This window comes from Williamsia sp. Y721 (genome assembly GCF_059683565.1).
Map to the genome: position 1 here is coordinate 1478207 of NZ_JCASNH010000001.1, position 20219 is coordinate 1498425.

20 protein-coding genes are annotated in these 20219 nt (G+C 65.3%); 9 read left to right on the forward strand and 11 right to left on the reverse strand.

What is annotated here, in order from left to right; translation table 11 throughout:
- Positions 1-2 precede the first annotated feature (2 nt).
- The 7 genes from AC56PL_RS06580 to AC56PL_RS06610 all read right to left on the reverse strand — a co-directional run bounded on the left by AC56PL_RS06580 (position 3) and on the right by AC56PL_RS06610 (position 6979).
- Positions 3-596 carry a GNAT family N-acetyltransferase gene (locus AC56PL_RS06580; RefSeq protein ID WP_495515543.1) on the reverse strand — a complete coding sequence of 198 codons (594 nt, stop codon included), beginning with the start codon at positions 594-596 and terminating at the stop codon, positions 3-5.
- A 5-nt stretch (positions 597-601) separates the two neighbouring features.
- A complete protein-coding gene (locus AC56PL_RS06585) occupies positions 602-1093 on the reverse strand; it encodes a GNAT family N-acetyltransferase (RefSeq protein ID WP_497153293.1) in 492 nt (163 codons plus the stop codon).
- A gap of 92 nt (positions 1094-1185) precedes the next feature.
- Positions 1186-1662 carry a DinB family protein gene (locus AC56PL_RS06590; RefSeq protein WP_497153294.1) on the reverse strand — a complete coding sequence of 159 codons (477 nt, stop codon included), beginning with the start codon at positions 1660-1662 and terminating at the stop codon, positions 1186-1188.
- Between the two features lie 164 nt (positions 1663-1826).
- Positions 1827-2717, reverse strand: coding sequence for a phytoene/squalene synthase family protein (locus tag AC56PL_RS06595; RefSeq protein ID WP_497153295.1), 891 nt, complete (start codon positions 2715-2717; stop codon positions 1827-1829).
- Positions 2714-4318, reverse strand: coding sequence for an alpha-(1->6)-mannopyranosyltransferase A (locus tag AC56PL_RS06600; RefSeq protein WP_497153296.1), 1605 nt, complete (start codon positions 4316-4318; stop codon positions 2714-2716). Before AC56PL_RS06600 ends, AC56PL_RS06595 begins: the two co-directional genes overlap by 4 nt.
- A 10-nt stretch (positions 4319-4328) precedes the next feature.
- Positions 4329-5864 carry a phytoene desaturase family protein gene (crtI, locus tag AC56PL_RS06605; protein ID WP_497153297.1) on the reverse strand — a complete coding sequence of 512 codons (1536 nt, stop codon included), beginning with the start codon at positions 5862-5864 and terminating at the stop codon, positions 4329-4331.
- Complete coding sequence (locus tag AC56PL_RS06610) at positions 5864-6979, reverse strand: polyprenyl synthetase family protein (protein WP_497153577.1); 1116 nt, start codon at positions 6977-6979, stop codon at positions 5864-5866. Before AC56PL_RS06610 ends, crtI begins: the two co-directional genes overlap by 1 nt.
- Positions 6980-7027: 48 nt before the next feature.
- On the opposite strand from AC56PL_RS06610, the gene AC56PL_RS06615 reads away from it, so the two are divergent.
- Positions 7028-7951 (forward strand): methylenetetrahydrofolate reductase, encoded by a 924-nt coding sequence (locus AC56PL_RS06615; protein ID WP_495516067.1) that lies wholly within the window; start codon positions 7028-7030, stop codon positions 7949-7951.
- A 43-nt stretch (positions 7952-7994) separates the two neighbouring features.
- Here the strand turns inward: AC56PL_RS06615 and AC56PL_RS06620 are convergent, their stop codons facing one another.
- From AC56PL_RS06620 to AC56PL_RS06635, 4 genes are read right to left on the reverse strand one after another with little or no spacing between them, the layout of a single operon-like run.
- Complete coding sequence (locus AC56PL_RS06620; protein ID WP_495515549.1) at positions 7995-8777, reverse strand: LppM family (lipo)protein; 783 nt, start codon at positions 8775-8777, stop codon at positions 7995-7997.
- A 55-nt stretch (positions 8778-8832) separates the two neighbouring features.
- Positions 8833-9663 carry a carotenoid biosynthesis protein gene (locus AC56PL_RS06625; RefSeq protein WP_497153298.1) on the reverse strand — a complete coding sequence of 277 codons (831 nt, stop codon included), beginning with the start codon at positions 9661-9663 and terminating at the stop codon, positions 8833-8835.
- Positions 9654-11267: a phytoene desaturase family protein gene (locus AC56PL_RS06630; RefSeq protein WP_497153299.1), complete on the reverse strand. Its 1614-nt coding sequence runs from the start codon at positions 11265-11267 to the stop codon at positions 9654-9656. Before AC56PL_RS06630 ends, AC56PL_RS06625 begins: the two co-directional genes overlap by 10 nt.
- 6 nt (positions 11268-11273) lie before the next feature.
- Positions 11274-11852, reverse strand: a complete 579-nt coding sequence (locus AC56PL_RS06635; protein ID WP_495515552.1) for a GNAT family N-acetyltransferase — start codon at positions 11850-11852, stop codon at positions 11274-11276.
- 213 nt (positions 11853-12065) lie between these two features.
- Here AC56PL_RS06635 and AC56PL_RS06640 point away from each other — a divergent pair, with 213 nt between their 5' ends.
- The 8 genes from AC56PL_RS06640 (at position 12066) to AC56PL_RS06675 (ending at position 20190) form a co-directional block, all read left to right on the forward strand.
- Positions 12066-12557 carry an SAV_6107 family HEPN domain-containing protein gene (locus AC56PL_RS06640; RefSeq protein ID WP_495515553.1) on the forward strand — a complete coding sequence of 164 codons (492 nt, stop codon included), beginning with the start codon at positions 12066-12068 and terminating at the stop codon, positions 12555-12557.
- A 174-nt stretch (positions 12558-12731) separates the two neighbouring features.
- The gene (locus tag AC56PL_RS06645) at positions 12732-13139 is read left to right on the forward strand and encodes an SCO2097 family morphological protein (RefSeq protein WP_495515554.1); all 408 of its coding nucleotides are present in this window, start codon (positions 12732-12734) and stop codon (positions 13137-13139) included.
- A 385-nt stretch (positions 13140-13524) separates the two neighbouring features.
- Entirely contained in the window at positions 13525-13953 is a 429-nt protein-coding gene (gene mraZ / locus AC56PL_RS06650) for a division/cell wall cluster transcriptional repressor MraZ (RefSeq protein ID WP_495516068.1), read from the forward strand.
- Positions 13954-14191: 238 nt separating this feature from the next.
- Complete coding sequence (gene rsmH, locus AC56PL_RS06655; protein WP_495516069.1) at positions 14192-15136, forward strand: 16S rRNA (cytosine(1402)-N(4))-methyltransferase RsmH; 945 nt, start codon at positions 14192-14194, stop codon at positions 15134-15136.
- Positions 15133-15978, forward strand: a complete 846-nt coding sequence (gene ftsL / locus AC56PL_RS06660; RefSeq protein ID WP_497153300.1) for a cell division protein FtsL — start codon at positions 15133-15135, stop codon at positions 15976-15978. The genes rsmH and ftsL overlap by 4 nt, the downstream gene beginning before the upstream one ends.
- 86 nt (positions 15979-16064) lie before the next feature.
- Positions 16065-18077, forward strand: a complete 2013-nt coding sequence (locus tag AC56PL_RS06665) for a penicillin-binding transpeptidase domain-containing protein (protein ID WP_495516070.1) — start codon at positions 16065-16067, stop codon at positions 18075-18077.
- A 23-nt stretch (positions 18078-18100) separates the two neighbouring features.
- Positions 18101-19714 carry a UDP-N-acetylmuramoyl-L-alanyl-D-glutamate--2,6-diaminopimelate ligase gene (locus AC56PL_RS06670; RefSeq protein ID WP_495515556.1) on the forward strand — a complete coding sequence of 538 codons (1614 nt, stop codon included), beginning with the start codon at positions 18101-18103 and terminating at the stop codon, positions 19712-19714.
- On the forward strand, positions 19711-20190 hold the full coding sequence (locus tag AC56PL_RS06675) for a UDP-N-acetylmuramoyl-tripeptide--D-alanyl-D-alanine ligase (protein WP_497153301.1): 480 nt from the start codon (positions 19711-19713) through the stop codon (positions 20188-20190). The genes AC56PL_RS06670 and AC56PL_RS06675 overlap by 4 nt, the downstream gene beginning before the upstream one ends.
- Positions 20191-20219 lie beyond the last annotated feature (29 nt).

Here is a 20219-nt window from a genome sequence, read left to right on the forward strand (position 1 = left end):
CATCATGTTGTTCTCGATCGAGAATCCGCATCGGGTGTCCAGTGGGATGGGACCGACCAGACCAATCCGTGCCATGACTCGCCGGAGTATTCGTGCGTGAAGTCGCGGAGGGGTTGTCTTGTCAGTCCGAGGCGTTCCATGACCGCTTGTGATCGGGTGTTGTCGGGTGCCGTGTAGGTGAGGATTTCCCGGATCCCCCGCACACGACGTGCGTGATGCAATGCTGCACGGGCGCTTTCGGTGGCGTAGCCGTTTCCCCATAATTCTGTGAAGAATCTCCATCCCACCTCGAAGTGTCGGCCCAGTGGGTGGTCGCTCGCCATGCGTGGCATCACACCGCAATAGCCGATCAGGTGGCCGTCTGAGCTTTCCACGGCCCACCGGGAGATGTGGTGCCGGCGCTGGGCGTCGATGTACCGGTCGAACTTCTCATCGCTGTCGGCCCGGTCGATCGGGCCGCCGAGGTCGGCCATTGCCGTCGGGTCGGCGTGGAGTTCGGCAAACGGACCGCGATGCGCGGGCTGCCATGTACGCAGAACCAGCCGTGCGGTCACGATCGAACAGGAATCGTCGGCATTCACGTCGTCACCGCGCACGGGGGTTACTCCACCTCCTTGCGGTCGAGGGTCATCGTCATGAAGGTGCTGTTCGGGTCGTCGGTTGGATAGGCCCCAAACGAGCCGCACTCGCTGAATCCTGTTCGCACGTAGAGCGCCCGAGCCGGCGCGAAGAAGTCCATACTGCCGGTTTCGAGTGAGAGCCTGTGGATTCCGCGGGCGGTGGCGTCGGCGAGCGCGTGATCGAGGAGCGCCCTGCCGACTCCGGAACCGCGGCGGTGTGGTGAGGTCCGCATACTCTTGAGCTCCTCATGTCCGGCCGAAACCGGGCCCAGTCCAACGGTTCCGACCAATTCGGCGTCGATGTATGCGACCCAGAGCCTGAATCCCGGCGATGTCTTCATGGCAGCGATCGACAGAGCATGCTGACTCTCGTCGGGTGCGGTGGGGGCGATGTCGTCGAGATGTGCCTGCAGGAACTCCTGTAAGACCGGATCGTCGAAGTCTGCCGGTTCGATCCTCAGTATGTCGTTCATTCGCGAACCTTCACTCGAGGCCTCGGTGGGACGTCCAACCGAGGACGACCTTCTGGCATTTCGTACTCCTACGAGGGTTGGGGCGAAGCCATCTATCGCCCGGTCTGGCCGTCGAGCTGCTCGCGGATGATGTCCAGGTGACCTGCGTGGCGTCCGGTCTCCTCGATCATGTGCGTCAGCGCCCAACGCATCGAGGGCGCCGATTTTCGACCGGGGGCGATCGGTGCGGGTTGGGCAAGATCGGTGTAGGTGGCGATGACTGCGTTGGCTTGCGCGGTGGCGTCGCGGTACGCCGCGATGATCGAATCGACTGTGTCCGAATCTGTTGCGGTGAACGTGGACTTCCAGTTCGTGACCTTCAGTTCGAGAAAGATCGCTCGTTCGACGTAGGTGAGGTGACGCAGAAGACCGATCAGGTTCGTGCCGCTCGGCACCGCCGGTGCCCGGGCTGCCGTCTCGGAAACCCCGAGGAGTTTCGAGGCCGCGGACACGCGCAGATAGTCCAGAAAGCCCACCAGCACTTCCTTTTCGGATGAACCGGTGCGGGGTGGCGGAGTGTCTGTGGCCACTTCAGTTCCTCTCCGTGCGCGAAATGGGGTTGGACGACATTGTGCCCGGCGGGTCTGACATGGTCCGGCCATTCTCGGAAGCGCTGGTCGGGAGCGTCCATCTTCGAGGCCAACGACTGGATCAAGGGAGCGGCCGACGCCGAGGTCGATCTGGGCTGAGATCGTCAGCGCCGACGCGTGAGTGCTGCGGCGATGTGGGTCAGTCGTTTGCGCCGGGGAACCCGGACTCTTTGGGTCAGTACGCGATAGTCGCTTGCCTCGACCTCGTCGAGAATGGCCCGGTACATGGTGAACGCCGCGCGGATTCCGGGACGGCTGGCCGGCGTCAGGTGATCTATGCCGGGTTCGGCGAGGTGGTATTCGGCGCGGGTCACCGCGATCAGATGAGCCAGGGCCCGGCGTAATTCGGGTGGGACCTGTCCGGTCCGACGGCACCGGCGCAGCATCGACTCGTCGACGCCGAATGCAGCGAGTTCGTCGGTGGGGAGATAGATCCGGTTGCGGTCGAGATCCTCGCCGAGATCGCGGAGGAAGTTTGTCAGCTGGAATGCGTCTCCGAGCGAACGAGCTGATTCGGTCGCCTCCGACACCGGGCCAACCGTCCCCAGGATCGGGAGCAACTCGAGGCCGATCACACCGGCCGACCCGTACATGTAGTCCCGGAGTTGCCCCATGCTCCGGTATCGGCTGACGTGAAGTGGGCTCTCGGGCAGGTCCATTCGCATCGAGCGCAGGAAAGCCGCGAAGTAGTGGTGGTCGATCGAGTAGGTGGTCGCGGTATCGGCGACTGCCAGCACTTCCGGTAGGTCCGGCCGGTACGCCGGGTCGGCAAGGGCCGAGGCAAGATCGGATTCGATCGCATCGAGGCGGGTGAGACGATCTGGTCCCGTGTCGTTGTCGACGATGTCGTCGACCATCCGTGCAAATCCGTACAGCGCGTACACACCGTTGCGCTTGTCTTTCGAAAGCAGTTGGGTACCGGCGTAATACGTGCGGCCGTGAACTTTGGCCAACTGTCGGCAGTGTTCGTACGCGGCGCCGAGATCTTCGGTCATGACACGTCTTCGGTGGCACCGGTGGCGGGGACCGGTGCCGGTTTCCCTCGGATCAATCGGCGTAATCGAAGCGGATCGACCCGGACAAAAGACCACCCGGCCAATCCTGACAACACGAGCGCCAGCAGGACGTCGGGGAGTTCATACATGTAGATCTCGTCGGTGGGGCCGAACACCTGCAACAGGAACACCGAGAACACGATGATCGCCACGATGGCTCGCCTGTCGATCGCGAAGGCCGCGGCCAGAACCAGCGCCCAGGTGTAATACCAGGGCAGCGTGGACGGTTCGAGCAGCAGGACGGCGAACATCGCCCACGCCATGCCCTTGACCGCGTCGCGCTCGGATCTGCGGAACCACAGCCACAGACCCACCAGCGTCAGCGCCATGATGACCGATCCCACAGTGCGGACCACATCGAGCACCGGTAGTAGCGGCAGCGCCGTGAAAGGTGAAGCGGCGAAGGTGATCAGATGAGCCACCGCGGTGGGGATCGTCAGCCAGTTGATGATCTTGTCAGCCCAGGTCAACCCGAGCAGCCAGCCGAATCCATGACCGACGACCAGCGTCAAGGCACCGAAGATCACCGCACCGAGCCCGATGATCCAGGCCAGCACCCGGACCACATCGCTCGCCCGCACCGGTCGCTCGGCGCGGATGTGTGCCAGCCAGATCCACAGGACAAACGGAATCGCCACACCCGCTGTGATCTTGATCGCGGTGGCCAGCGCCAGCACACTCATCCCGGCGACATGGCGGCCCTCGACCACCAGCGTGACGCCCGCAATCAGCACACCCATCATCAGCAGTTCGACGTGCGGGCCGCCGACCAGATGGATCAGGACCATCGGATTGAGGAGCACGATCCAGATGGCCATCGACGGATTGGCGCCGAAACGGCGGGCCAGCCTGGGCAGTGCCCACAGCGTCAACAGCAGGCCGGGCAGCAAGACCAGACGCATCACCAGGACTCCGGCAACCGGACTATCGCCGGTCACCTCCGTCACCGCGCGGGCAACGGTCATGAAGCCGGGGCCGTAGGGCGCGGTGGTGGTCGCCCAGACCTGCGCCATCGAATCGACCAGCGGCCCCGGATTGACCGCGGGACCGTCGGAGTAGGGATTGAAGCCATCGCGCAGCAGTGCCCCCTGCGCGAGATAGGCGTAGACGTCGCGACTGTAGAGCGGTATCGCGATCAGCAGGGGAGCAGACCAGGCCACCGACGCCCAGCCGATGGCCGATGCGGGTTGCTCGCCACTCTTCTGAGCGCTACCGGTCTTCTGGGCGTGCAGCGTGCGTCCGATCCGCACCCACGCGATCACCATCAACGCAACGCCGAGCCAAAAAGCGATGGTGCTCAGGGTTCTCCCGTGGCCGTAGTACATCCACGACAGGTGCATGCTCTGCAGCGAGGTGTTGTTGCGGGGGATGTCACCGACACCGAAACTGCCGATGGTGACCAGTACCGAACCGATGAATCCGAGCACCACGTGGCGCCCGATCTCGGTGGCACAGAATTTGCGCACCGCTCGAACCGAGAAGCCTTGCCGCCACCGACCGGCGACGGTGACCGGCGCAGGGGTGGTGGCGGGTACGGACATCTCGATGATCCTAGTGCCCCGAGTCACCGGTGATTCGGGCTGCGGCCAGTCGACCCGAGACCAACACCGGCGGGATGCCGACGCCGGGCACCGTCGAGCTGCCTGCGAGCACCACGTTGTCGGTTCCGCGGACGAGGTTGGGAGTCCGCAGTGGTCCGGTCTGCCCGGTGGTGTGGGCTGCGGCGAAGGGTGTGCCCGCTGCCATCCCCTTGGCAGCCCATGTGCCGGGATCGTCAATCTTGACGACCTCGAAGTTCTCCCGGATGCCGTCGTAGCCCCGCGACTCGAGGACGGCGAGCACCTCGTCCACGTACGGCCTCGACAGTTCGCGCCACGGCAGCGGTGCAGAATCCAGATTGGGGCAGGGGGCGAGCACCGTCACGGATTCGCCTGCTGCGGTGATCGAGTGGGCGGGGTCGGAGATCGCGGGCCGGTTGATGAGCAGCGACGGGTCACTCATGAGTCGGCCCCGGCCCGAGCGGGCGGTCAGTTCACGGAAGGTCTGCGACCACGCCGCGCCGAAGTCCAGCGTGTGATGCCCACCCGGCCACTGTGCCGTGACGGAAGTGGGAACCACGCCGTGTGCGACCACTGCGCTCGGCGAGTAGACGACCTTGCGGCGGCGTCGACGGGGCTTGTCTCCGAGTAGTCCGCGGGTGACCGGTGTGTCGGTGGTGAAGATGACGGCGTCGCAGGGCCAACGGCGGCCGTCGATGCCCGTGATGGCGCTCACCCGGTTGTCGTCCCACTCGACACCTTCGGCGGCGGCGCCGAATTCGACGCGACCACCGGCCTCGATCAGTGCGGTGACCATCTCCTGTGCAACCCGGCCCATGCCGCCGCGCGGATAGTAGACACCCATGCTGATGTCCATGTGTGCGATGACTGCGTACACCGCGCGGGCCCGCTCCGGCGGTACCCCGGCATAGAGTGCCTGAAAGGTGAAGGCGCGCAGCAGTCGTTCGTCTTCGATGAAACGTCCCACCGTGGACGAGAGGTTGCCCAGTGCGCCCAGGCGCACCAATTGTGCTGCGGCGGTCCGGGTTGTCCGGTCTCGGGCGATCGAGACGGGCGAATCGAAGTTGCGGTCGATGAAGCTGTCAAACTCGGCGTCGTACAGTCGGGCCAGCCAGTCGTTGAGGCGTCGGTAGCCGTGAGACGCTGCGGCGCCGAAGGTTTCGGCGATGGCTGCGGCCAGTTTGTCGACGTCGCGATGCATCTGAAGTTCGGTGCCGTCGGCGTATCGCATGTGATAGGTCGGGTCGACGTCGATCAGATCCAGACGCCGCGCCGCGTCGTCACGATTGATACCCACCGCGGCCAGCGGTGCATGGACGAGTTCGGGCATCGTGAGAATTGTTGCGCCGGTGTCGAATCGGTTGGCACCGATCGTCTCGGTTGCGACCCGGCCGCCGGGTAGATCGGCGGCCTCGAGCACCGTCACCTCTCGGCCCGCGCCGCGCAGATACAGGGCTGCGGTCAGACCCGACAACCCGGCGCCGACAACAACGATCCGGTCGCTCCTGCCTGAGGTGGTGCGCGCCATCAGTACTGGCGACGGGTCATGGCGGTTGCCAGGTCGATCAGGTCGGCTTTGGCTGAGGCGGTCGCGGTGCTCGCGGTCAAGGTGGTCAGCGCGCTGGTCACCAGATCCTCGATCTGCTGTTCCACCTCGGCGACGGCACCGCTCGCGGTGATGATCTGCAGTGTCTGGGCCAGTTCGTCGGCGTCGAGTGCGCGTCCGACCCGCTCACGCAGTACGCCTGCCGCCTCCGGGTCGTGGGCGTCGAGATGGCCAAGGGCAGCCGACAACAGTGCGGTCCGCTTGCCGGCGATGATGTCGTCACCTGCCGGCTTGCCGGTGATCGACGGATCGCCGAACACACCGAGTAGATCATCACGAAGCTGGAAGGCGATACCGATGTCGGTGCCGAATGAACGCAACGATTCGATCAGGCCGGGGTCGGCGCCACCGATGGCAGCGCCGAGATGCAGTGGGCGTTCGACCGTGTAGGCGGCGGTCTTGAACCGCATGACGCGATAGGCGGCCTCCGGCGTTTCGTCACCGGAGGCCTCGGTGGCGATGTCGAGGAACTGCCCGCCGAGGACCTCGGTGCGCATACCCCGCCAAATCGCCGACACCGACCGGTGGATCTGTGCATCGAACCCGGCTTCGGCGATCAGGTCATCGGCCCAGGCCAGGGCCAGATCTCCGAGGAGGATGGCAACGCCTTCGCCGTAGTCGGCGGCATCGCCACGCCAGCCGGCCTCGCGATGGCGGGCCTCGAACTCGCGGTGGATCGTCGGGAACCCCCGACGCGTGTCGGAGCGATCGATGATGTCGTCGTGGATCAGCGCGCAGGCCTGCATCAGTTCCAGCGCGGCGCAGACCGACAACAGTCGGTCGGGATCGGTACGGGCAGGCCCGGCGGCCAGGTAACCGGCCCAGGCGAACGTCGGTCGGACACGTTTGCCGCCGCGGAGTACAAAAGCAGACAGTGCGTCCACCGCATCGCAGAATCCCGGACCGATGTCGGCTGCCGTGGATGCGCGGTCTGCAAAAACCCGCTGCAAGAGGTCGGTGGTCGCGGCGGGAACGTCGGTCACAGACTGGATTGCCACGTCAACCACACTACGGTGGGATGTGGCGGCGGCAGGCAGGCGGTCGTCCCCGGTCGCCACCTCTATACTTGCCGGGTGAGTTCGCAGATGACGCAATCATCGATCGTGAAGCGGCTGACCGAACCCCACTCGGGTCCGGTGCCGTTCTCGGTCGAGTTCATGCCGCCCCGAGACGAGCAGGCCGAGGCGCGCCTGTGGCGAACCGTGCGGATTTTCGAGCGAATGAACCCGGCCTTTGTTTCGATGACCTACGGCGCCGGCGGCTCCACCCGTGACCGGACATTGCGTATCACCGGGGAGATCGCGCGCGAGACCACGTTGCTCCCCGTCGCGCACCTGACTGCGGTGGGGCACAGCATCGACGAGCTTCGGGCGATGGCCGGCGGCTACGCCGACCAGGGCATCACCAACATCCTGGCCCTGCGTGGTGATCCGCCGGGTGACCCGCTGGGCGAATGGGTCAAGCATCCCGACGGGCTGGAGTACGCGGAACAACTCGTCCGGCTACTGCAGGATCTCGGCGACTTCAACATCGGGGTGGCCTCGTTCCCGGAAGGGCATCACCGCGCACCCGATCTCGATCACGACACCAAGCACCTGGTGTCGAAACTGCGTGCCGGAGCACAGTATTCGATCACCCAGATGTTCTTCGACGTCGATCACTATCTGCGACTGCGCGACCGCGTCAACGCCGCCGACCCGGAGCAGGGCGCCAAGCCCTTGATCCCGGGGATCATGCCGATCACCTCGCTTGCCTCGGTGCGCCGCATGGTCGAACTGTCGGGTTCGGTGCTCCCGCCCGCGGTCGAGAAGCGACTGGCCGAGGCGGCAGGCGACGGGCCCGAGGAGAATCGGGAATCGGTTCGCGCAGTGGGTATCGATCTGGCCACCGAGATGGCGCAGCGCCTGATCGACGAGGGCGCGCCGTGTCTGCACTTCTGCAGCCTGAACTTCGCGAAGGCCACCAGTGAGGTCCTCGAACGCCTCGGGATGAACTCGATCGCTGCCTGAGGCTCGGTCAGAGGGCATCTACTCACCGGTGATGGCCAACCGATCAGCGTGAGTTACCGCTGCGGTCGGTCCCGCTGTGACCCGTACCGCCGGTGTTCGAGCTTCCGACGGGTTGTTGGGCGGCGTCCTTGGGGCGTTTGTGCGGGGCACCTGGCCGCGGCGATTGGTCGCGGCTGACCCACGCGAGCGCCACCACCACGACGGCAACGGCCAACGCGATGCCGGCCATCAGACCGGTCCAACCGGCGAATGCGGCGGTCCCGGGTTCGTCGTAGCGGGCCTCGGCGGTCATCGGGGTCGCCTTGCCGATCTCCGGCTTCCAGGAGACGGCGTCGTCACCATCCTGCTGGCCGTTGGTGGCACTGATCGGTCCGGCGAACTGGACCGAGAACTCGACGTAGTCGCGCTCGGGCGTCAGCCCTTGCAGATCGGCCGTACCGCGGAAGGTGACCGCTTCACCGCGGCGCTGCGCCTGGAGGTCCAGGGTCACGGGGGCATCCGGGTAGGCGTCGTCGACGAGTTCGCCGAGCTGGGCGAACTGGCCGAGGGTGGCCTCGGTGAATGTTGCCCGGGTGCCGATCAGTCCGTCTCGCTTGAATTCGGTGGCGCTCACCACCGCTTCGAGTGATTGCGGCACCGTTATCTGCGGACCCTTTTCCTGGCCGATGTCCTTCTCGGCGAGCACGATCGCGCCCCACAACCGATCGCCGTATTGGGCGGGCTCGTCAGAACAGGCGGCAAGTGCCGGGCCGAAGAGCAGGGCCAGCACGAGCAACACCGCACTAAGGGGACCGCGACGGCGGTTGGGTCGGATGATCTCAGGCACGGAACTATCGTGCCATTAGCCGGGCCGGTCCGTGAGGAGGGCCGCGCTGATCGTGTCAGTTGATGCCGGAAAGGTGCCGGCGAGACAATGCCCGAGACAATGCCAACGCCGCAGGCACCCCCAGGATGCCCATCCCGATCAGCCCGTACGGAACCGCGGCGGGAAGCGCGGGGTCGTCGAGGAACACCAGGAACGCCAGTGCCGAACCGAGCCAGGTCCAGGTGAACCAGCCCACCGGTGCGACCAACGTCATAGGTGTCACCGTGACCGGGTTCGGGTCGATGAGCGAGAGCAAGACGAACATGACACACGCGACACCGGCCCAGCCGATGAAGTTGGTGAGCGGGATCTGATCGATGCCGGGGAGCCCGGCGTCCTGTGTGGACCAGGTCCACAATCCGGCACTGACCATTTGCGGGTCGAGGTACAGATCCCAGCCGACCATCCCGACAGTTGCCACGGCGATCCGGATCGGACGACGGCGACTGACCAGCGAGCTGATCCACCAGATGCTGTAACCGCCTGCGGTCCAGGCCAAGCCGATGATCACCGGGACCTCGGCCACGGACGGCCCGATCCGGTCGGTGGCGTAGGCGTAGGCGCCGAACGGAAAACCGGTGGCGACGCCGACGATTTCGGCGGTCCATCCGACGCCGGCCGTCGCCGCGAAGACCGCGACTGCCCGCAACGGCCCCAGCCGGAACGTGGCATGAGCGAGCATCGCGGCGGCCGCGGCGACAACCACGACCACGGTGGCCCGATCGCGCGCCACCCCGTCGACCAGGGGGTAGACGATCTGCGCGGCGATCGATCCGGCCAGCATGACCGCCGAGGTCCACAGCAAGACCTGACGTCGGGGGACCACCGGCGCGGCCCTCACCCCCATCGGCCGCGGGTGATCTTGGCCAACGGAGATCTCCGGTCGGACAAGATCGCGGTCGCCGCGATCCGACCGCTGGCACCGCTGACACCACCGCCCGGGTGGGTCGAGGCCCCGGCGAGCACCAGGCCGGGGGCACCGGGAACCCGGTGCCGGGCCAATTCGGGATGGGGGCGCCACAACAGCATCTGATCCAGCGACATCTCCACATGCATGATGTTGCCGCCGGTCATCCCGAGCTCGGATTCCAGGTCGGCGGGCGTCTGGACGTAAGTGTGCTCGATCGAGTCGGCGAAACCCGGTGCATGGCGGTCCAACTCGTTGATGATCTCCCGGCCGGCGGTGGCAGCGAGATCAGCCCAGCTCCGCCCGCCGGAGAGCTTGTACGGATGCCATTGGGCCCACAGACTCGTCTGATGCCGGTCGGGTGGTGCCAGCGTCGGATCGATCGCGGAGAAACTCATCGCGATCAGTGCCGGGCGCCGCGGCAGATCGCCGGCGGTGGCATCGGCGTACGCACGGGCCAGATGTCCGCGATCGGTCACCAGCAGACCCAGCCCGCCATGCACCGAGGTGTCGGCGGGTAGTCCGGGATACTGCGGCAGCGCGGTGCCCCCGAGACGGACTGCCATGCCTATGCCGCCACCGATCCGGATCTGTGAGCGCCACCGATCGGCGGTCGTGCGGTCGAATCCACCGGCCTGCAACAGGTCCAGGGTGGTGAGGATGTGACAGGCACTGACCACCGATCGGGCCCGATGCGAGCCACCATCGGCGGTACGGACCCGCCAGCCGTCGCCCTGCTTCTCGATGGCGGTCACGGCGGCCGACAGTTCGAGTTCGCCGCCGTCGGCGTGAAGTTTGCGGATGAGGGCTTCTGCGAGCGCGCCGCTGCCGCCGACAGCCCGGCCTGGGGGAATGGTGTGCATCGCCGCGGCAAAGCCGACCATGGGTGCGGTTCCGGGTTCGTTCATCGGCGGACCGGACTGCGCTCCGAACCAGGCCAGTGCCGCCTTGAGGTGTTCGGATTCGAACCAGTTGTCCAAGAGTGCATTACCGGACATCAGGAACTCTTGCGACAGACCGAGCCCGGCGGCGGAGCCGTTTCCGGGGATGCGCGCGGGCAGACCCCAGAACGCCTTGCCGAGAGCGAGCGGGGATGGGGAAGAGGTGAACGCCGACATCATCGCCGCCGACCGGCGCGCCCAGACGTCGACGAAGCCACGGTAGGCGTGCGCATCGGCGGGACCGCAGGCCGCCTCGATCGACGCGATCGTCTTCTCGAGGTCGTGGTGGAAGATGATCGGGGGAGCATCGTCGGTCGCCGGGCAGAACGCCCACGGGTCGCAGTCGATATATCGCAGTCCGTGATCGGCCAGTGCGAGCTCTTCGAGGATCGGGGTGTGCCGGATCATCAGGTGCGCCGACGACCCACGGTCGACGCGATAGCCCGGGAACCGTTCGACGCTGGACACGGCACCGCCGGGGACACTGTCGCGTTCGAGCACTTTGACCTGTTGACCGGCGGCGGCCAGATAGGCGGCGGCCACGAGGCCGTTGTGTCCGGCCCCGATGACGATGGTGTCGATTGTGGTCCTGACGTCGATCATGTGGTCCTAACGCAATGGGAGTGCGCGGCCGAGGACAGCAAACGGCCTGGGATCACCGGCAAAGGTGAAGCCGCGCAGCACGTCGGCAAAACCCAGCCTGCGGTACAGGCGCCAGGCACGGTTGTTCTCCTCGTCTACCTCGGGGGTCGAGAGCAGCACCTGTGGTTCGGAGCGATCGACCAGCAGGCGTTGTAACAAGTGTTCGCCGATCTGCCTGCCCTGTGCGGACGGATGCACGTGGAGTTCGGTCAGCTCGAAGTAGTTGTCGGTCAGGGCGCTGACGCGCTCACGGCTGCACCCGGCGCGGACCAGACCGCTGCGCACCTGCTGGTTCCACCATTGATCGTGCGCGCCGCTGTATCCATATGCGATCCCGACCAGGGTTTCCCGTCCGGTTGCCGGGCCAGGTGAGTCGATCGCGGCAACAGCTTTCCATCCGGGGCGCCGGATGTGGTCGTGCCACAGGGGAGCCCGTTGCACTTCGGTGCCCGGCGGGTAGTTCATAGCGGTGACGTACACGCTCAACGCCTCGGGCAGCCAGATCTGTGCATCGTGGGCCGAGAGGTCGGCGATCCGGATGGGCACAGAAGTTTCCGCCTTTTTTGCTTGAGGGTTGTCGGTGTCGTTAGGTATATTGAAACTGTCGAACGGGTGTTCGAGGCTTCAACCTCCGCAAAGGCGCAAGCCGCATCGTTTACCCGCTTTACGACGTGGAGCGGCTCGGTGGCCGACGAGGGAAGCGTAGGCCACCGGGCCGACCCCGCATAGACACAGACAGTTCGGCGAAGGAGGACCGAGATGGCGACGACGGCACAAACCCCTGCGCGTGTCTCCCGGAATGGCGTAGCGGCTTCGACCGCGCGGGTCACCCGACTGCCCGAACCAACGCAGATCATCGCCTCCCGCGAGATGTTGGAACGAGCGGAGTCGCGTCTGCGTGAATCGGATGTCGTCACCGATTCCGCCGAGGCGTTCAGCGCGCTGTACCAATCGGCGTTGCGCGCGGCGGGCGCTGTCCTGGCCGTCGCCGAGCACCCCACGCGCCGACGCGGGTCGCGCAGTGCGTGGGCGCGACTGCCGCAGGCGATGCCCGAGCTCTCCGAGTGGGCAACGTACTTCGCCGGGCTCTCTCGCCTGCGCGCCGACACGGAGGCCGGGATCCGGTCGGTGACCGACGAGCAGATCGCCGAGTTACGACCGAACGTGGACAAGTTTTTGCACGTGGTCGAGATGGAAATCCTGCGACTCGAGCGGGGCAAACCGTCGAATATGCCTGCCGGTGCGGCCTGAAGGCTACGAAATTACTGCTAACGGACCAAAATTGACCAACTTGTGGCGGGGAATGGTGGTTCGAACTTCCAACACCTCGTATCATCGGAGGTGGGTCCACCGCAGTGGGTCCGGGCAACCGGAATTGTCTCCTCTGGATGCTCTACCGAAACCATGTGCTGAAGGAGGGGGCGGGTGCCACTCTCAGAGCACGAGCAGCGCATGCTCGAACAGATCGAAAACGCTCTGTACGCCGAAGACCCCAAGTTTGCGTCGAACGTACGGTCACGTCGCTTTCGCGGCTCCACTGCGCGCCGTCGACTGCAAGCTGCCGTGCTGTTCCTCGTCGGACTTGTTCTCCTTGTCGGGGGAGTTGTCATCGAGGTGCAGGTCGGCGGATTCCCCATTGTCAGCCTCATCGGCTTCTTGGTGATGTTCGGCGCCGGGCTGATGGCGTTGTGGGGATCTCGTAGCGGACCGACTCCCGGAGGTTCTTCGGGGTCGTCGTCGCGCGGCGGTTCGTCGGGCCGCGAGCAGCGGCAAGGACGAAAGTTTTCCGAGCGTATGGAAGAGCGGTTCAACCGCCGCTTCGAGCAGGAGTAGACGCCTCCAAGCGCGTTTGATTGTAAAAGGCCGTGCATCGCATCGCGATGCACGGCCTTTTTGTGTTTTTCAGGGCATCTCGCCCCACTTTCCACCCAAATCCCCACTTTCTCCCACGCCTGAGGTTCTGCCGGCAAAACGGGGCTGAAGTGCCCCCTGGGACTCCAAAATCTGGTCCGAAAGGTTCCGGGACACTCCGGATCAGGTTTTGTCCCCCACCTGGTGATGCGGCGTCTACCTGCAATGTTGACGGCGAAATGCCCATTTTTGGGCTGCATGGGGTGGAAAGTGGTGGATTGTGGGGTACAGTGGTGATCGTTGGTGGAAGAGAACCGGATCTTTCCATCAACCTTGGGGTTGGAGGTGACGACACATGGCCAGCGCTATGTTCTTCGGCACTTACACACCCAAGTTGGACGACAAGGGGCGGCTCACGCTGCCCGCAAAGTTCCGAGACGCACTTGCAGGAGGGGTGATGATCACAAAAGGTCAGGACCGCAGCCTCGCAGTGCACATGCGGGATGACTTCTATGAGTTGGCTCAACGAGTGATGAGCTCGCCCAAGAACGATCCTGCTGCCCGGGCTTTTCAGCGTCAACTGAGCTCGGGAACCGATGAACAGCGGCCAGACGGACAGGGACGCATAACACTGTCCCCGGATCACCGTCGTTATGCCGGGCTGGCCAAAGAATGTGTGGTCATCGGAAACATGAGCCACTTGGAGATCTGGGACGCGCAGACATGGCGCGATTACCAGGATGAGCACGAGGAGAACTTCTCGAGCGTGGGCTTCGACGTCCTGGACACGGCCTGAGGCCAAGGACCACAAGACCACGTGGGTGAATCGAGGCCTTTGCCCGATCCGACCCTGACGCACTTCCCCAGCGCCAGGTTCGACAGCCCGCCCCTGACGCACTTCCCCAGCGCCAGGTGCGGAGATCGGGCAGGGACCAGGATCCACCCACACACCTGCCGGCCAATTGGCGCACCCGGACCGCACGAGAGGTAGCACAGTGGATCTCGCCGATGGCCCCTTCGGGCACGTCCCGGTCATGGCCGAGCGGATGATCGAATTGCTCGCACCTTCGATCACGCGGCGACATCCCGACGGCACCGACGCGATCTATGTCGACGGCACTCTCGGCGCAGGCGGCCATACCGAACTCATCGCCCAGAGATTCCCTGGCGTTTCGATCATCGGGATCGACCGTGACATCAACGCTTTGAATCTCGCGCGCGAGCGACTCTCGCCCTTCGGCGATCGGATCACCTTTGTCCACACGCGGTATGACGCGGTGGACGAGGCCTTGGAGCAGGCCGGTGTGACGAAGATCGACGCCGCACTCTACGACCTCGGCGTCTCGTCGATGCAACTCGATCAGCCCGACCGCGGGTTCGCCTACGCGGTTGACTCTCCGCTGGACATGCGGATGAATGCAGACGACCCACTGACCGCGGCCGATGTCCTCAACACCTACGGGCACGGCGAATTGGCCCGTGTCCTTTCGGAATACGGTGACGAGAGGTTTGCGGGCAAGATTGCCTCCGCGGTTCTGCGTGAACGGGAGATCGAACCCTTCACCACCAGCGGCCGACTGGTGGAGTTGTTGTATCGGACCATTCCGGCAGCCACCCGACGTACCGGTGGTCATCCGGCCAAGCGCACATTCCAGGCGTTGCGGATCGAAGTCAATGGGGAGCTGACCTCGTTGAAGGCTGCTCTACCCGCAGCACTTTCGGCTTTGGCGGTCGGTGGGCGCCTGGCGGTCATGTCTTACCAATCGCTGGAGGACCGGATCGTCAAACGCGAGTTCGTCGAGCGGACCAAATCGAGGACACCACCCGGACTCCCTGTCGATCTTCCTGGAACCGCACCGGATTTCGTGCTGGTGACCAGGGGAGCGGAACAGGCTTCGGACGAAGAGATCGAGCGCAACCCGAGGTCCGCATCCGTACGGGTGCGGGTCATCGAACGGATAGCGGGGGGGAAGAAGTGACGGTAACCGACGACAATCTCGCCTCTGCACGGCGCCGCGATGCCGGTGAACAGCGTGCCAGGCACTCGGGTGCGAACCGGCAGCGTTCGGCCGCGGCGGAGAAGGCGCTCGAGCGTCGTCGCAAACGCCTTGGTGCCGGGGCGGTTTCGTCGACATCACGTCACTGGCAGCGTCCCGAGAGCCACGCCGCGCCGGTGGAGAAGCCGGCAATGTGGGGCCGCATGCGAAGTGCGCCGGTCCAGGCGATGCGCCGCGTCCCGTTCGCCGTAGTCGTTGTCGGGATGCTGTTGGCCGGATTGGCGCTGACACTGTGGCTTTCGACCAAGTCGGCTCAGGACTCGTATCAACTCGGTGTGGAACGTGCGTACAACGAACAGCTGTCCGACCGCCGGGACGCCCTCAAGAAGGCGTACGAGTCGGGTGACTCTGCGCCTGAATTGTCCGAAAAGGCCGGTGAATTGGGCATGATCCCGGCCACCGATGTGCCGCGGATGGTCATCAGTCCCGATGGGCGTGAAACCGTTGTCGGCGAGATCAAGCCCGCTGAAGGTGACAAAGCGCCGTCGATGAACAACGGTCGGAAAACGGCCGCGCCCAAGCCGGCAGAAACTCCGGTTGTCAATCCGACAGCACCAGGGGCTCAGGGGATTCCGATTCAGGGGACCCCGGTCACCCCGGGTGGCAACGCCGCCAATCCTCTGCCGACGGCCCCGACCTCTCCGGCGGCCCCGACGGCCCCGACAGTGAATAGCCCGGCCGAGTCCCCGACTGCGCCGGCATACTCAAATGTTCTTCCAACCAATGGCGGCGCGCCGGGCGCAAATTCGGGCGAAGTCGGTTAGCGCAGCAGAGAATTGACAACCATGAAGGTCTCATTTGCGATGGTGTTCACGGCGAAGGGATCTGCTGACGATCGGTGCTGCCGATGATGCGGCCGAGGAGTACGGGCGACCGTCGTACCCGGCAGCGATCAGTGGGCCGGGAGCGGGTTGGCCCGTCGCGGCGTCCGCGGGGACGCCAGGGAACGGGGCCTGCCGGATACCGCGACAGCGACCATCCCGACAACGCGCCCCGGACGGCCGCCGGCCGTACCAATTTCCCGGCTGGTGGTTCGCACCACGGGAGCGACGACATGATCCAGGCCAGTCGGCAATTCTTGCGGCGCCACCGGGTGGCAACGGCTTTGATCCTGGTCGTGGTCCTGGTGGTCACGGTGAAGATGACGATGTTGCAGGTCGTCGACGGCCCGTCACTGTCCGCCGAGGCGGCAAGCCAGCGTGCGGTGACCGAGGTGCTGCCCGCGAAACGTGGTGCCATCGAGGACCGCAAGGGCAAGGCCATCGCCTACACCGATGACGCTCGCGCACTGACCTTCCAGCCGGTCAAGGTTCGCAAAGAGATCGAAGAGGCGCATCAGAAGAATCCGTCGCTACCGGACCTCGACACCCGGATCGGTGAGATCGCGCGCGGAATCCGAGAGGAGCTCGGCAACGAGTTCGACGAGTCCTCGCTTCGTGAACTGCTGCGTAGCGACGAGACCTTCGTGTACCTGGCGCGGGCGATCAGTCCGGAGTCGGCCAACAAGATCATCGATGAGTTCCCCGAGGTCGGTTCGGAGCGACAGGACGTGCGGCTGTACCCCGGTGGCGAGTTGGCGGCGAACATCGTCGGTGACGTCGACTTCGACGGAAACGGATTGATCGGCCTGGAATCCTCGATGGATTCAGTACTTTCAGGTGCTGACGGGTCGCGCACCTACGACCGTGGCTCCGACGGTGCTGTCATCCCTGGCAGCCCTCGCAACCTGCATCCGGCCGTCAACGGTGCCACCGTGGAACTGACCATCGACTCCGACATCCAGTGGTACGTCCAGAACCAGGTGCAGCTGGCCAAGGACCGCTCGGGCGCGGTGAACGCGTCGGCCGTGGTCATGGATGTCAAGACCGGCGAAGTGTTGGCGATGGCCAACGACGGCACGTTCAATCCCGCCAAACCCCTTGACGAGCAGGGGGATGCGCAGCTCGGTGACCTCCCGGTCACCTCGCCGTTCGAGCCCGGTTCGGTCAACAAGCTCGTCACCGCTGCGGCCGCCATCGAATACGGTGTCACCACGCCGGACGAGGTGCACCAGGTGCCGGGAACGATCACCATGTCCGATGCCACCGTGAAAGATGCCTGGGCGCATGACGTTGCGCCGTATACGACCACGGGCATCTTCGGTAAGTCCTCCAACGTCGGAACTCTGATGCTCGCCGAGAAGGTGGGCGAGGACCGATTTGCCGACATGCTCAAGCGTTTCGGCCTCGGCCAGAGCACCGATGTGGGTCTGCCCGGCGAGAGTGGCGGCGTGGTCCCGGCCCGCACGCAGTGGTCGGGTGGCACCTTTGCCAACCTTCCGATCGGCCAGGGCCTGACGATGACGCTGCTGCAGATGACGGCCATGTACCAGGCGGTTGCCAATGACGGAGTGCGGATCCCGCCGCGGATCATCAAGGCGATCAACGGTGAGGGTCAGCCCGGTGCCACCGAGCCGCCGGCAGGGATTCGGGTGGTGAGCCCCGCGACCGCCAAGTCGGTTCGTGACATGTTCCGTTCGGTGGTCCAGAGCGATCCGATGGGTGTGCAGAACGGCACCGGTGTGAAAGCAGACGTCCCCGGATACCAGATCAGCGGTAAGACCGGCACCGCGCAGCAGGTGGATCCGAAGTGTGGTTGCTATTCCAATGAGGCGTACAACATCACGTTCGCCGGAATCGCGCCCGCTGACAACCCGCGATACGTGATCGGCATCATGCTGGACAACCCGAAACGAAGCAGTGACGGCACCGGTGGACAGAGCGCTGCGCCACTGTTCCAGACCATCGCATCCTGGATGCTGCAGCGTGAACAGATACCACTGTCATCGGGCCCGACGCCTCCACTGGTCTTGCAAGCCGGGTGACCCCGCGGCGGTATGTTGAGAAAATGTCTGCTCCCGATAGTTCGGTGCTGCGCCCTGCCCTGGTCACCCCGACCCCGGTGGAGGATCTCGCAGCGACCGGCAACGCACAGATTGATCTGATCGGCGCGGCAACAGCACAGAGCGCTGTGCGCGGTGTGACCCTTCGGGCCCAGGATGTTCGCCCAGGAGATCTGTTCGCGGCGCTACCGGGCACCCATTTCCACGGTGCGCAATTCGCCGCGGATGCACTGGCTGCCGGTGCGACGGCGGTACTGACCGATCCCGCCGGACGCGACATCGTGGCCGCTCTCGATGGAGCCCACGACTGCGCGATTCTGGTTCATCCGCAGCCGCGGCAGATCCTCGGCGACCTCAGCTCCCAGATATACGGTCACCCGTCCCGGCGCCTGACGCTGATCGGTATCACCGGAACCTCGGGCAAGACCACCACGAGCTACCTGACCGAGGCGGCGCTGATGGCGGACGGGCACTCGGTGGGACTGATCGGCACCGTCGAGACCCGGATCGCCGGGATTCGGCAGCCCAGTGCACTGACCACGCCCGAGGCCCCGCAGTTGCAGGGTTTGTTGGCCGCGATGCTCGAGCAGGGTGTGGATTCGGTGGTGATGGAGGTCTCCAGTCACGCCTTGTATCTGGGTCGTGTCGACGGCAGTCGGTTCGCGCTGGGGGCTTTCACCAATCTCTCGCAGGACCATCTCGACTTCCATCCGACCATGCGCGACTACTTCAACACCAAAGCGCTGCTGTTCCAGCCGGATTCGCCGGTTCACGCCGAGGCGTCGGTGATCTGTGTCGACGATGACTGGGGACGCGAGATGTTGCAGATCGCCGGCCCGGGCGCGATCAGTGTGTCGACGTCGGGGTCAGGGGAGGGTGTCGACTGGCATGCCGGACCATCCGAGGTGGCCGCCGACGGTGCACAGCACGTCACGGTGACCGGGCCCGACGGCCGGTCGCACGAGATGGTTGTCCCGATGCCCGGCAGATACAACGTCGCCAATGCGCTGACCGCTGTTGCGCTCGCGGCCGGTGCCGGTGTTCCGGTGCCGACGGCGATCGCATCGATCGGTGGTGTCGCGGTACCCGGACGAGTCGAGCGCATCGTCCGCGGGCAGCCGTTCCTGGCCGTGGTCGACTACGCCCACAAACCCGCCGCGCTCGAGGCCGTCATCGACACGCTGCGAGGCCAGAGCAAGGGTCGGATCGCCGTTGTCGTGGGAGCCGGTGGCGACCGCGATACCGGAAAACGTCCGATCATGGGTGAGGCGGCCGCGCGCGGCGCCGAGTTCGTTGTCGTCACCGACGACAATCCGCGATCCGAAGTACCCGCCGAGATCCGGGCGCAGGTGGTCGCCGGAGCCGCGGCCGTACCGCTTGCCGAGCGCCCCTCGGGCGCTGAGCCGGTCCGGGAAGTCGGCGACCGGGCCGAGGCGATCGGGGCCGCGGTCCGCTGGGCGCGGCCCGGTGACGTGGTGCTGGTGGCAGGCAAAGGACACGAGGCAGGTCAAGAGATCCGCGGCGTCAAGCATCCCTTCGACGATCGGGTCGTCCTGGCCCAGGCCATCGATGAGCTTGGAACGCAACAGAATACAACCGACACGGAGTCATCACAGTGAGCAATACCGATAGCGGCCCGGCCGAGCAGGTGGACCGGGTCGACACCAGGGCGGTACGTGCCGCCCTGCGCGACCTGGCCGATGCCGTGCACGCCGCGCCGGAGCGGCGCAGTTGGGCGGTGCTCGGTGAGATGGACCTCCCACCGGATCTCGATGCCGATGATCGGCTTGCGATGACGCGCTGGGTGGTCGCGCACGACGAACTCGGCCGGCTGGCCGTGCGCCTGGACATCGGTCAGGTCATCTGTGTGGGTACCTCTCGAGCCGTCCACGGACTTCATCAGGGTGCGGTCATGGAGGGTTCGTGGGGTTCGGAGGCGGTCCTGGTGTCCACTCCACAGGAGGCTGCGGAGATACTGGACGCGCAACTCGGCGAGCACGATGTGGTGCTGGTGATGGGTGGGCGCGAACTCGGCCTTACCGAATTCCTGGACGGCCACGGCGGCCGCCCGACTCCGGGTGGCGATCCTGCGTGAACGTCTTCGATCACAGCTTTGATACTCGA

Bases quoted from the DNA above. Each gene is read 5' to 3' on its own strand.
- AC56PL_RS06585 (WP_497153293.1), bottom strand. From the start codon at position 1,093: ATGAACGACATACTGAGGATCGAACCGGCAGACTTCGACGATCCGGTC.
- AC56PL_RS06595 (WP_497153295.1), bottom strand. From the start codon at position 2,717: ATGACCGAAGATCTCGGCGCCGCGTACGAACACTGCCGACAGTTGGCC.
- AC56PL_RS06600 (WP_497153296.1), bottom strand. From the start codon at position 4,318: ATGTCCGTACCCGCCACCACCCCTGCGCCGGTCACCGTCGCCGGTCGG.
- crtI (WP_497153297.1), bottom strand. From the start codon at position 5,864: ATGGCGCGCACCACCTCAGGCAGGAGCGACCGGATCGTTGTTGTCGGC.
- AC56PL_RS06615 (WP_495516067.1), top strand. From the start codon at position 7,028: ATGACGCAATCATCGATCGTGAAGCGGCTGACCGAACCCCACTCGGGT.
- AC56PL_RS06625 (WP_497153298.1), bottom strand. From the start codon at position 9,663: ATGGGGGTGAGGGCCGCGCCGGTGGTCCCCCGACGTCAGGTCTTGCTG.
- AC56PL_RS06630 (WP_497153299.1), bottom strand. From the start codon at position 11,267: ATGATCGACGTCAGGACCACAATCGACACCATCGTCATCGGGGCCGGA.
- AC56PL_RS06640 (WP_495515553.1), top strand. From the start codon at position 12,066: ATGGCGACGACGGCACAAACCCCTGCGCGTGTCTCCCGGAATGGCGTA.
- mraZ (WP_495516068.1), top strand. From the start codon at position 13,525: ATGTTCTTCGGCACTTACACACCCAAGTTGGACGACAAGGGGCGGCTC.
- rsmH (WP_495516069.1), top strand. From the start codon at position 14,192: ATGGCCGAGCGGATGATCGAATTGCTCGCACCTTCGATCACGCGGCGA.
- AC56PL_RS06665 (WP_495516070.1), top strand. From the start codon at position 16,065: ATGCGGCCGAGGAGTACGGGCGACCGTCGTACCCGGCAGCGATCAGTG.
- AC56PL_RS06670 (WP_495515556.1), top strand. From the start codon at position 18,101: ATGTCTGCTCCCGATAGTTCGGTGCTGCGCCCTGCCCTGGTCACCCCG.